Source organism: Zoogloea sp. GDB6, assembly GCF_056724105.1.
The window spans coordinates 1,290,315-1,302,117 of sequence record NZ_CM161497.1 but is presented as its reverse complement, the minus strand read 5'-3'; the positions used below and the strand labels follow the sequence as shown (position 1 = coordinate 1,302,117).

Annotated in this window: 11 protein-coding genes; 1 reads left to right on the top strand and 10 read right to left on the bottom strand. The window is 67.4% G+C overall.

Annotated features, from left to right (window positions below):
• Positions 1-4: 4 nt before the first annotated feature.
• The 4 genes from ligK to AC1PQG_RS05940 form a co-directional block, all read right to left on the bottom strand.
• Positions 5-700 (bottom strand): 4-carboxy-4-hydroxy-2-oxoadipate aldolase/oxaloacetate decarboxylase, encoded by a 696-nt coding sequence (gene ligK, locus AC1PQG_RS05955; protein WP_481121699.1) that lies wholly within the window; start codon positions 698-700, stop codon positions 5-7.
• A 57-nt stretch (positions 701-757) separates the two neighbouring features.
• Positions 758-1,786 carry an amidohydrolase family protein gene (locus AC1PQG_RS05950; RefSeq protein WP_481121698.1) on the bottom strand — a complete coding sequence of 343 codons (1,029 nt, stop codon included), beginning with the start codon at positions 1,784-1,786 and terminating at the stop codon, positions 758-760.
• 119 nt (positions 1,787-1,905) lie between these two features.
• A complete protein-coding gene (locus tag AC1PQG_RS05945; protein ID WP_481121697.1) occupies positions 1,906-3,267 on the bottom strand; it encodes an MFS transporter in 1,362 nt (453 codons plus the stop codon).
• 198 nt (positions 3,268-3,465) lie between these two features.
• Positions 3,466-4,557 (bottom strand): 4-oxalomesaconate tautomerase, encoded by a 1,092-nt coding sequence (locus AC1PQG_RS05940; protein ID WP_481121696.1) that lies wholly within the window; start codon positions 4,555-4,557, stop codon positions 3,466-3,468.
• A 114-nt stretch (positions 4,558-4,671) separates the two neighbouring features.
• Here AC1PQG_RS05940 and AC1PQG_RS05935 point away from each other — a divergent pair, with 114 nt between their 5' ends.
• A complete protein-coding gene (locus tag AC1PQG_RS05935; RefSeq protein ID WP_481121695.1) occupies positions 4,672-5,562 on the top strand; it encodes a LysR substrate-binding domain-containing protein in 891 nt (296 codons plus the stop codon).
• A 20-nt stretch (positions 5,563-5,582) separates the two neighbouring features.
• Here AC1PQG_RS05935 and AC1PQG_RS05930 read toward each other — a convergent pair whose 3' ends face one another.
• The 6 genes from AC1PQG_RS05930 to ccoG form a co-directional block, all read right to left on the bottom strand.
• On the bottom strand, positions 5,583-6,809 hold the full coding sequence (locus tag AC1PQG_RS05930) for a type II toxin-antitoxin system HipA family toxin (protein WP_481121694.1): 1,227 nt from the start codon (positions 6,807-6,809) through the stop codon (positions 5,583-5,585).
• Positions 6,796-7,074, bottom strand: a complete 279-nt coding sequence (locus tag AC1PQG_RS05925; protein ID WP_481122974.1) for a helix-turn-helix domain-containing protein — start codon at positions 7,072-7,074, stop codon at positions 6,796-6,798. Before AC1PQG_RS05925 ends, AC1PQG_RS05930 begins: the two co-directional genes overlap by 14 nt.
• Before the next feature lie 141 nt (positions 7,075-7,215).
• Positions 7,216-8,193, bottom strand: coding sequence for a DMT family transporter (locus tag AC1PQG_RS05920; RefSeq protein ID WP_481121693.1), 978 nt, complete (start codon positions 8,191-8,193; stop codon positions 7,216-7,218).
• Positions 8,190-8,702 carry a DUF934 domain-containing protein gene (locus tag AC1PQG_RS05915; RefSeq protein WP_481121692.1) on the bottom strand — a complete coding sequence of 171 codons (513 nt, stop codon included), beginning with the start codon at positions 8,700-8,702 and terminating at the stop codon, positions 8,190-8,192. Before AC1PQG_RS05915 ends, AC1PQG_RS05920 begins: the two co-directional genes overlap by 4 nt.
• On the bottom strand, positions 8,699-10,357 hold the full coding sequence (locus AC1PQG_RS05910; RefSeq protein WP_481121691.1) for a nitrite/sulfite reductase: 1,659 nt from the start codon (positions 10,355-10,357) through the stop codon (positions 8,699-8,701). Before AC1PQG_RS05910 ends, AC1PQG_RS05915 begins: the two co-directional genes overlap by 4 nt.
• 22 nt (positions 10,358-10,379) lie before the next feature.
• Positions 10,380-11,786, bottom strand: coding sequence for a cytochrome c oxidase accessory protein CcoG (gene ccoG / locus AC1PQG_RS05905; protein WP_481121690.1), 1,407 nt, complete (start codon positions 11,784-11,786; stop codon positions 10,380-10,382).
• Between the last annotated feature and the right edge of the window lie 17 nt (positions 11,787-11,803).

Sequence of the window (11,803 nt, the reverse complement as noted above, 5' to 3'; positions counted from 1 at the left end):
TCGCTCAGTCGATGTACTTGAGGCCAGCCTTGGCGAGGGGCTCGCGCAGGCTGTACATGTCCAGGCCCAGCTCACCAGCGGCGAAGCGGGCGCGCTTGGCGGTCTCGTTGTTCTCGCGGGCTTCGGCGGCGTCGGCCACCTGCTGGGCGATGGCGGCGGGCACCACCACCACACCGTCGTCGTCGGCGATCACCACGTCACCCGGGGTAACCACGGCGCCGGCGCACACCACCGGCACATTCACCGAGCCGAGGGTCGCGCGGGTGCAGCCCTTGGCGTGGACGGCGCGGCTGAAGACCGGGAAGTTCATCTCGGTGAGGTCCTTCACGTCGCGCACGCCGCCGTCGATGATCAGGCCCTTGGCGCCCTGGGCCTTGTAGGAGGTGGCCAGCAGGTCGCCGAAGAAGCCGTCGGTGCTGTCGGCGGTGCAGCCGGCGACGACCACATCGCCCGGCTTGATCTGCTCGGCGGCCACGTGGAGCATCCAGTTGTCGCCCGGCTGCAGCAGCACGGTGACGGCGGTGCCGCACAGGCGGGCACCGGCGAAGATCGGGCGGATGGTCGGCTTCATCAGACCGACGCGGCCCATCGCTTCGTGGATGGTGGCGACGCCGAAACGGGACAGCTTCTCGACGGCGGCCGGGTCGGCGCGGTCGATGTTGCGCTTGACGATACCGAGGGTGTTCATGGGAAGGGTCATCTCAATGTCTCCAGGTTTCTCGTAGGGGATCGCAGGCGCTTCGGGGGGCGTGTTTCATTACAGACCCTTGGCCTTCAGCGCGGTGTCGAGGCGCGGATAGACGCGGCGGGCGTTGCCCTCGTAGACCTTGTAGCGGTCCTCGGCGGACAGGTTCAGGGTGCCCTCGATGTAGCGCTTGGTATCGTCGTAGTAGTGGCCGGTCTCCGGGTCGATGCCGCGCACGGCGCCGATCATTTCGGAGGCGAACAGGATGTTGTCCACCGGGATCACCTTGGTCAGCAGGTCGATGCCCGGCTGGTGATAGACGCAGGTGTCGAAGAAGATGTTGTTGAGCAGGTGGTCCTTCAGCAGCGGCTTCTTCAGCTCCTGGGCCAGGCCACGGAAGCGGCCCCAGTGGTAGGGCACCGCGCCGCCGCCGTGGGGGATCACGAACTTCAGGGTCGGGAAGTCCTTGAACAGGTCGGAGGTCAGGCACTGCATGAAGGCCGTGGTGTCGGCGTTCAGGTAGTGGGCGCCGGTGGTGTGGAAGGCACAGTTGCAGCTGGTGGATACGTGCACCATCGCCGGGATGTCGTACTCGACCAACTTTTCGTAGATCGGGTACCAGTGGCGGTCATGCAGCGGGGGGCTGGTCCAGTGGCCGCCGGACGGGTCCGGGTTGAGGTTGATGCCGACGTTGCCGTACTGCTCAACGCACTTCACCAGCTCGGGGATGCAGGTGGCCGGATCAACGCCGGGGCTCTGCGGCAACATGGCGGCGCCGATGAAGTTGTCGGGGAACAGCTGGCTGACGCGGTAGCACAGCTCGTTGCAGATGGCCGCCCAGGTGGAACTGATGTTGAAGTCGCCGATGTGGTGGGCCATGAAGCTGGCGCGCGGCGAGAAGATCGTCAGGTCGGAACCACGCTCCTTCATCAGGCGCAGCTGGTTGGTCTCGATGGTCTCGCGCAGCTCGTCGTCGCTGATCTTCAGCTCGGACACCTTGGGCATGGCGGACGGATCCTTGATGCCGGCGATCTGGCGGTTGCGCCACTCTTCGAGGGCCTTCGGGGCGGTGGTGTAGTGACCGTGGATGTCGATGATCATGGTGTGTTCCTTGTGGGTTCTTGCTTGTATGGCTGCATTGTTCCAAGGCTGCAGACCGCGCATAAGCGGTCTAGCGCTCTAGCAGCTATATCGCTTTGCTATATCCTTTGCGAAGGCGATCAATGGCCCGGCGCATCCGCCAGCTTGGGCTTGGCCCCGACGGCTTCGGGATGCACGAACTCCTTCACCAGCAGGGCCACGCCGGCGATCAGACCCGGCACCGCGACCACCGCGAAGATGCTGCCGAAATCCAGGTGCCGAGCGCTCAGCTCGGCCACCAGGAAGGAACCGGCGATGCCGCCGAAGCGCCCGATGCCGAGCATCCAGGCCACGCCGGTGGCGCGGCCGCGGGTCGGGTAGAAGGCCGCCGCGAGGGCCGGCATCGACGACTGGGCGGTGTTCATGATGGCGCCGGCGCCGAACACCACCGCCACCAGCAGGCCGATGCTGCCGGCCGCGTGGCCGATGGCGTAGATCGCCGCGGCGGTCAGGAAGTAGCCCACCGCGATGACCCGGTTGGCATTGAAGCGGTCCATCAGCCAGCCGAACAAAATCGCGCCGACGCCGCCGAGGGGGAACAGCGCCGAGATCAGCGTCGCGGTCTTGGGATCGAGGCCGCCGTCCTTGAACAGCACCGGCATCCAGTTGATCAGCGCATAGAAGATCACCAGGCCCATGAAGTAGGCGACCCACAGCGCCACCGAACCGACCACGTAGCTGCGCGACAGCACCACGCCGATGCCGCTGCCCTCGGTCGGGGCGTGGGCCTTCTCGGTCATCACGAAGGCGGTGGCCTTGTCGGCGGCGCTGGAGATGCGGCGCAGCACGCTACGGATGTGTTCGACGGAGAAGCCCTTGGCCACCATGTAGCGCACCGACTCGGGCAGGAACAGCAACAGCATGAGCACCAGCGCCAGCGGCGCCAGGCCGCCGAGGCCCAGCACGCTGCGCCAGCCCCATTGGGGAATCATCCACGCGGCCAGGAAGCCGCCAAGGGAGGCGCCCAGCGGAAAGCCGCAGAACATCGCGTTGGTGAGGGTCGCCCGGCGCGCGTCGGGACAGTACTCGCTCATCAGCGTCACCGCGTTGGGCATCGCCGCGCCGAGGCCGAGGCCGGTGACGAAGCGCAGCACCGACAGCTCGGTGAGGCTGCCGGCGAAGGACGAGGCCAGGCAGGCCACGCCGAAGATCAGCACCGACACCACCAGCAGGCGCTTGCGGCCGAAGCGGTCGGCCAGCGGCCCGGCGGAGATGGCCCCCGCCGCCAGCCCGAACAGCGCCGCGCTGAGCACCGGCGCCAGCGCCGGCTTGGTGACGCCCCACTCCTGGATCAGCGACGGGGCGATGTAGCCGATGGCGGCGGTGTCGAAACCGTCCAGCAGCACGATGCAGAAACACAGGCCGAAGACCAGCCACTGGAAACCGGAAAACGGGTGCTCGTTGAGGAACGTCTGCACATTGACGTTCGGGGTCTGGCTCATTTCGACTTCTCCTCCAGGTGCCGCCGGTGGCGGCTATTTTGGTTTGTTGGATCGCTTGTTTTTCTTGTGCGGCCCAGCCTTCTTGCTGACGATGGCCTTGCAGGGGCGGACTCATCCCCCGCGGCCCCTTTTGGCGAAGCTCGCGGGAGGATGAATTCGCCCCTACGGATTTGCCCCGATGGATCGGGAAGTGCCGGCTCAGCCCTGCCGGCCGTCCCACACGGCGGCCGGCACCATCACCTCGCCGCGCATGATCAGGCGCGCGGTGCGCAGCAGTGCGGCGCGGGTGACGTTCTGCGGGTTGGCCGGATCGAGCTCCAGCTCCACCGAGAACTCTCCGGTCGGATGCTCCACCGACACCGCCTTGACGTTGCCGTCCGGCACCTGGGCGATGCCCGCGGTGACCGAGCCTTCCAGCACGCAGGCGGTGGCCACGGTGACCGCCGCCAGCACCCCGATGGCGTCGTGGCAGACGTGGGGAATGAAGCTGCGAGTGGTCAGGCTGCCGCCGTCCCGAGCCGGCGCCACCAGGGTCATCTTGGGATAGTTCCTGGCGCTCACGTCGCCGAGGCCCATCGCGTGGCCGCAGGCGATGCGCAGGCGCTCGATGCGGTCCTTCAGCTCGGTGTCGGCGTTCATCTCAGCGACGCTCTCGTAGCCGGTCCGGCCTACGTCGGCGGCGCGGAAGATCACCAGCGGCATGCCGTTGTCGATGCAGGTCACCTCGATGCCGTCGATCACGTCCTTCACCTGGCCGGTGGGCAGCAGGCCGGAACACACCGAGCCGGCGGTATCCAGGAAGTTGATGGTGATCGGCGCCGAGCTGCCCGGCACGCCGTCGATGCGCGCGTCGCCGGCGTATTCCACCTGGCCGCCCGGCGTTGGCACGGTGATGTCGCACTGCATGTCGGTGTTGAGAGTCAGCACGCGGAAGGTGCTGGTCTCGCCCTGGGCCTGCACCATGCCGGCCTCCAGCGCGAAGGGCACCACGGCGGCGAGCATGTTGCCGCAGTTGGGGGTGGTGTCCACGGTGTCCTTGTCGGGCTGGAGCTGGGCGAACAGGAACTCCAGATCGACCCCCGGCGTCGTGCTCTTCGAGACGATCCCCACCTTGCTGGTCAGCGGGTGGGCGCCGCCGAGGCCGTCGATCTGACGGCGGTCGGGGGAACCCATCACCGCGAGCAGCACCCGGTCGCGGGTGGCGATGTCGGCGGGAAGGTCCGCAGCGTTGAAGAACGGCCCCCGGGAGGTGCCGCCGCGCATGAAACAGGTTTTGATTGGCGTTTGCATGCGAAGCATTCTTCGCCTGTGCCAGCCCCTGCAATAGCGGTCTGATGCTCTAGCAGCTATAACAGTTCGTGATACCTTTCGGTACTTCCGCCGAGTCCCGAAAAGCTTGCGCCCATGGATCTGAAACAGCTCGAATACTTCGTGCGGGTTGCCGAACTCGGCAGCTTCACGCGCGCCTCCATCGTGCTCGACATCGCCCAGCCGGCCCTCAGCCGGCAGATCCGCCTGCTGGAGGTGGAGCTGCGCCAGAACATGCTGGTGCGCAACGGCCGCGGCGTGACGCTGACCGAAGCCGGCAAGGTCCTGCTCGAACACGCCCGCGGCATCCTCCACCAGGTGGAACGGGCGCGGGAGGAGCTCGGCCGCGTGCGCGGCGCCCTCACCGGCCGCGTCGCGGTGGGCCTGCCGCCGAGCCTGGCCCGCGTGCTGACGGTACCGCTGACCCGCGCCTTCCGCGAGCGCCTTCCGGAAGCGTCCCTGTGCATCCGCGAAGGCCTCTCGGTGACCATGCAGGAATCCCTGATCTCCGGCCGCCTGGACGTCGCACTGGTCTACAGCACGATGCCGTCCCCGGACATCGAGACGCGCCCGCTGCTCGATGAGGAGCTGTTCCTGATCCGCCCCGACAAGGGCCAGCCAGCGCGCCCGGTGACGCTGGAAGAAGTCGCCCAGATGGCGCTGATCATCCCCAGCCGCCCCAACGCGATCCGCATGGTCATCGAAGCCGCGCTGGCCGACGCCGGGCTGCGCCCCAACATCGCCATCGAGATCGACGGCGTCAGCGCCCTCCTCGACCTGGTGGCGGACGACGCCGGCGTGGCGATCCTGTCGAAGACCGCGCTGCAAACCTCCAGCAAGGCCGACCAGCTCCTGCCCCACCCGATCACCCCGCCGCTGCACACTCGCCTGTCCCTGGCCGTCAGCGCCCTGCGCCCGGCCACGCTGACCCAGCAAGCGATGGTCGAACTGATCCGCGAGACGGTAGGCAAGACCCTGTGCGCCTAGCTGGGTCGCGTCGCCTGAATTCAGTGCCCCTCGGGGAGAGCCTGGAAGACAGGCTCAACGGCGCGTAGCTCCTCATCCCCGAAACCCGCTTCATAGAAGACGTCCCGCCAGCATTTCAGGGTCGTCCGCTGAATCTCATGGATGACCGCCAGCGCTTCGTCCCGATCGAGCGTGAAAGCTTCCGCCACGCTGACGAGATTGGCGATGGTGCCGGCGCCGGAGTCTCCGACCAGCATGGCGTGGTGATGGACGGCGTGGCGTTTCAAGCTGGGCACGATGTCGTAGGCCGGCGCCAGTTCAAAGGTGTCGCCCTGCACATGCAGGAGACCGTGGTTCCGCTCATGGTCATCCACGTTCTTCACGACGCAATTGAATACCATGCGACCGAAAAGCGCCTTGCGATGCACCTCCGTGCAGCCGTAGCGCGGCATCCAGCGGGACAGGCGCGCATAGGAAGGCGTGGACACCGCGGCGTAGGCCGGGTCAGCATGAAAGACGCTGCGGCCACTCAGAAACCCGCGCCGGCCAATCCGGGCGTCGGTCACTTCCCGGTCGAACCGCCGCACCAGGCAGACATCCCGGCCATCCACTTCCCGGATAAGGGTTTCCGCCGTCGAGATTCCACAGAGCCGGCCCAGTTGCATGGTCGCGTGCTCCAGGCGCGGAATGCTGATGCGAGGTTCGTCGTCGATGCTGGGAAACTTGGCGATCCAGACCGCATTGTTCTCGACGATATTGCACTTCGGGCGGGCGCCGCCGGTGCCCGGGTGCAGGGCTTTCAGCAACTCGCTATCCACAGGGCGGTCGGCTTCCACGTCTTCCGCCGCAGCAAGCAACTGCGCCAGGGAGAACTCACGGCTCACTTGCTCTTGCGGAACGTCCTTCGCCCCGCTCGAAAAGGCCAAAGCACCGGCGCGGCCGGGATCGTTCCTGAGGATGTAGCCACGCGGATAATCCTGCTGGCCGACCAGCCGATCGATCACCTTGACGCCCCAGCGGTCCGGGCAGCTATCGAGGATCGCACCGGGAAAGCCGCTCAGGGACGTGAAGGTGAACTCGCCCTTTTTCAACGGCAGCGCGACCGGGTCGATGGGAATGGCTTCATGACGCTCCAGATAGGAGCGCCCGTAGGTGAAATGTCCGACCTTGCCGGCGGCGGTTTGCGACACGCTCAGCCGCCCGGCCACGACCGGCCTCTGCTGGCCGGGCAGATAGACCCAGATGAAGAGATCCTCAGAAGTCGTCATCGATCTTCCGTTGGACGTGTACGCGCTTCTTGGCCGCATCCAGCGCCAGCGACAACCCTTCCCTGTCCAGTCCCGGATCGGCGATCAGCTCGACCTCGTTGGCCAGGCCGAGCAGCCAGAGGACTTGCAGCACGCTGCCGATGGCGACCGTCGCCTCCCCTCGTTCAATCGCCTGGATGGTCGAGCGGGAGAAGCCGGTGCGTGCCGCCAGATCCTCCTGGCGCCAGTTCCGGAAGATCCTGGCCGCACGGATACGCCCGCCCAGACGCTGGGCGATCTGGGTGATTTCTTCCTGATAAACGGATGATTTCTAGCCTGCCATAGCAATCATTATTGGAAACAATGATTGCTATGGCAAGCTTGCCTTGCGATCCTGCTGACGGTACGGATCGGGCGACGCGGCCCCTCAGGCGCCCGCCCTGGCCGCCTGCCGCGGCGGCAGCGCGCACAGCACGGCGCCGGCCGACACCACCAGGATGCCAACGATCACGCGCGGGCCGATGGCTTCGTCGAGCAGCAGCCAGGCCCCCACTGCCGAGACGCCCGGCACCAGCGCCAGCATCATCGAGGCCTGGCAGGCGCCGATCTTGTGGTTGGCGTAGCTGTACATGCTGCCCGCCAGCAGCGCCGCGATGATGCCCTGATAGACGCACTGCAGCACGATCTCCCCGGCCGGCGCCAACAGCACCGCCTTCGGCAGCCACAGCAGGTACACCGGCAGGTAGGCCACACAGGAAAAACTCGCCACGCCGGTGATCGCCAGCCACGGGCGGACCTGCCAGCGGCGCATCAGCAGGCCGAAGATGGCCCAGGTCAGCGCGGCGGCGAAGAACAGCAGGTCGCCGATCCACTGGGCGCCGCCGCGGCCGGCCACCACGCTGTCGTAACCGATCAGTACCAGCCCGAAGGACGACAGCAGCAGCGCCAGCGCGATGTGGCGGGCAAGCCGGAAACCGGCCAGCACGGCAACGATGACGATGGTCCAGAACGGGATGCCGCCATTCACGAAGACGCCTGCGTGGGCGGTCGGCGCGAAAGCGAAACCCGAGTACACCAGCAGCCCGTAGCCGAGGCCGCCGAACAGGGCCAGCGCCATGTAGCGCGGCCAGTCGGCCGGCTTCACGCGGGCCAGGAAGAAAGGCAGCGCGATCAGCCCGGACACGCCGAAGCGCATCGCCGCGATGTCGAAGGGCGTCAGCACGCCCTTGCTGCCGAGGCGGGAGACGATGTTGAAGCCCGACCAGCACAACACCACCACACAAGCGGCCAGCAAGCCCTTGGTGTGGTCGGACAGGCCCGGACGGTCGGACACAAGGTGATCGGCGGAATTCATCGGCAGGCCTTCGGCAATGCGGCCGGGGTGACACCCCGGCTCAGTTTTCACTCAACGCTCTCATTGTGGCTCATGCCGTGACCTTCCCCGCGTCCACCGAGCGGCGCCCACGAATAATCCGCGAAGGCCGCCCGCGCCTCCTCCACCACCTGGTCGGCACGCAGCGCGAAGGCGTCGAAGCCGCAGCGATGCAGGAAGTACAGCTGATCCCGCAGCACATCGCCGACCGCCCGCAGCTCGCCGCGATAGCCGTGGCGGCTGCGCAGCAGGCGGGCCAGGGAGTAGCCGCGCCCGTCGGTGAACACCGGAAAGTGGATCGCGATCAGCGGGATGTCATCCAGCCGCGGCAGCACCGCGTCGAGCCCGTCTTCCGCCACCAGCAGCACGCCAGCCCGCTGCGGTTCGAGCGCCGCCCGGTGCGCCAGCCACAGCGGCAAGGGCAGCAGCAGCGGCCCGCCCGCCGCGATGGCGTCGGCGATGTGCGCCGCGCTGGCATCGGCGGCAATGGGCTGCCAGCGGTCGGCGACGATCTCGCCGTGCTTGAGGATCAAGGCGCTCATGCTCCACCTCCATACACGCGGGTCTTGAAGGGCTCCAGGCCGAGACGCTCGACCGCGTCGATGAAGAGCTCCCCTTCATGCCGCAGGGCCAGGTACACCTCCAGCAGGCGCTGGATCACGTAGGGGATCTGCTGGGCCGCGAAGGCCGGGCCGATCACCTTGCCGATGGCCGCCCGCGTGCCTTCCCGGCCGCCTATCGTCACCTGGTAATACTCCTCGTTGTTCTTGTCCACGCCGAGGATGCCGATGTGCCCGATGTGGTGGTGGCCGCAGGCATTCACGCAGCCGGACATGTTGAGCTCCAGCGGCCCGATATCGAACTGATAGTCCAGATCCTCGAAGCGCTGCTGGACCGCCGCCGCCACCGGGATCGAACGGGCATTGGCGAGGGAGCAGAAGTCGCCGCCCGGGCAGCACACCACGTCGGTCAGCAGGCCGATGTTGGGCGTCGCCAAGCCCAGCGCCCGCGCGCCTTCCCACAGGGCCGGCAGGTCGCGGCGGGCGACGTGGGGCAGCACCAGGTTCTGTTCGTGGCTGACGCGGATCTCGCCGGCGCCGAAGCGCTCGGCCAGCTCGGCCACGCCGTCCATCTGCTCGGCGGTGGCGTCCCCCGGCGGCGAGCCGGCCTTCTTCAGGGACAGGGTAATGATGGCGCGGCCGGGGTCGCGATGATCCGCCACGTTGCGCTCGACCCAGCGGGCGAAGGCGCGGTTGCCAGCCAGCGCCGCCGCATAGACCGGGTCGGCCGCGTCAGCAGGCGGCAGGTCGGCACGGGTGAAGAAGGCGTTCATGTCGTCGAAGGTCTGCTCGGCGATCACGCCCGGGCCGCCGCGGCTCCATGCCCATTCCTCCTCCACCTCCCGCGCGAAGCCGTCCAGCGTCAGATCCTTGACGAGGATCTTGATGCGCGCCTTGTACTTGTTGTCGCGGCGGCCGTAGCGGTTATAGACCCGCAGGATGGCCTCGAAGTAGTTGAGCAGTTCCTCCCGCGGCAGGAAATCCTTGAGGCACTGGCCGACCATCGGCGTGCGGCCGAGGCCGCCGCCGACGAAGACCTGGAAGCCGATCCGCCCATCCTCGTCCACCCGCGCACGGGCACCGATGTCGTGAAAGCGCACGGCTGCGCGGTCCTCCTCGCCGCCGGCAATGGCGATCTTGAACTTGCGCGGCAGGAACAGGAATTCCGGCGCCAGCGTGGACCACTGGCGGACGATCTCGCAGTAGGGGCGCGGGTCGAACAGCTCGTCGGCGGCCACGCCGGCGAACTGGTCGGTGGTGATGTTGCGGATGCAGTTGCCGGAGGTCTGGATCGCATGCATCTGCACGGCGGCCAGTTCGGCCAGGATGTCCGGCGTCTCCTCCAGGCGCACCCAGTTGAACTGGATGTTGCTGCGCGTCGTGAAGTGGCCGTAGCCCCGGTCGTAGCGGCGCGCGATGTCGGCCAGCTTGCGCAGCTGGTAGGCCGCCAGCGTGCCGTAGGGGATGGCGACCCGCAGCATCGGCGCGTGGCGCTGGATGTAGAGGCCGTTCTGCAGGCGCAGCGGGCGGAACTCGTCCTCCGCCAGGCGCCCGTCGAGAAAGCGCGCCATCTGGTCGCGGAACTGGACGACCCGGTCATCCACCAGGCGCTGGTCGGTTTCGTTGTAGCGGTACATGGTCTCTGTTCTCGGGCGGGGCTCAGGGCAGCACGAAGGTGCTCTTCTCGCTGACCTGGGTGTCGGGGTCCTGGCGGGCCTTGATCAGGAAGGCGATCGGGCTGGCGCCGGGCTTGGCGGCGTCGGGCGGCGCGGCGACGGTCACATGGACTTCGCGGATGCCGCCGGCCTCGCCGCTGAAGTGGCTCGCACCGACCAGCTGGATGCCGGGCAGGCCGCTCACCGCCACGTCGAAGTCGCGGTCTTCCTCGGCCAGGTTCATCAACTTGAGGGTGTAGGCGTTCTCGATGAGCCCTTCGGCGGTCTCCCGCGACAGGCTGCCCCGGTCGCGCAGCACGTCCACCAGCAGCAGCGAACGCTCGCTGAGGGTCCAGGCGCCGAGGGCCACGAAGACCCCGATCAACCCGCCATACACCGCCAGCCGCGGCCGCCCACTGCGTGGGGGCTGGCCAGCCAGTTCCTGCTCCGACGCGAAGCGGATCAGCCCAACGGGCTTGGCGACCTTGGCCATCACGTCATCGCAGGCATCCACGCACAGGCCGCAGTTGATGCACTGGTATTGCAGGCCGTCGCGGATGTCGATGCCGGTCGGGCAGACCTGCACGCAGATGCCGCAGTCGATGCAGTCGCCCTTGCCCTGCGTTGCGCCTTGCCCGGCGCCCTGCCCCGCCGCCTTCAACGCGGCCGCGCCCTTGCGCGGCTCGCCGCGGGCCACGTCGTAGCTGACGGTGCGGGTGGTGCTGTCGAACATCACGCCCTGGAAACGGGAGTACGGGCACATGTGCTGGCACACCGCCTCACGGGCGAAGCCGGCCTGCACGTAGGTGAACAAACCGTAGAAGATCAGCCAGAAGCCTTCCCACGGGCCGACGTTCCAGCCCGCCAGCGCCGGCAGCAGCTCGCGGATCGGCGTGAAGTAGCCGACGAAGCTGATCGCCGTCCACGCCGCCACCAGCCCCCACAGCGCGTACTTGGTGCCGCGCCGGGCCAGCTTGCCGAGGCTCGGCGGGGCCTGGTCGAGCTTCAGGCGGGCCAGGTGGTCGCCCTCGACCTTGGCCTCGATCCACATGAAGATTTCCGTATAGACCGTCTGCGGACAGGCAAAGCCGCAGAACAGCCGCCCCGCCAGCGCGGTGACGAGGAACAGGCCGGTGGCTGCGAGGATCAGCATGATGGCCAGCAGCAGCGCATCCTGTGGCCACAGCACCAGGCCGAAGAGGTAGAACTTCTCGTGGGGAATGTCGAACAGCACGGCCTGGCGGCCGCCCCACTGGAGCCAGCAGGCCCCGTAGAAGACCAGCTGGGTGAACCACACCATCGCCCAGCGGATCGTGTTGAATCGGCCGCGCACCTCGCGGGCGTGGATCTTTCCCTTCTTGCGGTACAACTCCAGTTTGGCTTCGCGGACCTTGCTGACAGGCTTGTTCATCTGGGTATTCCTCCTGG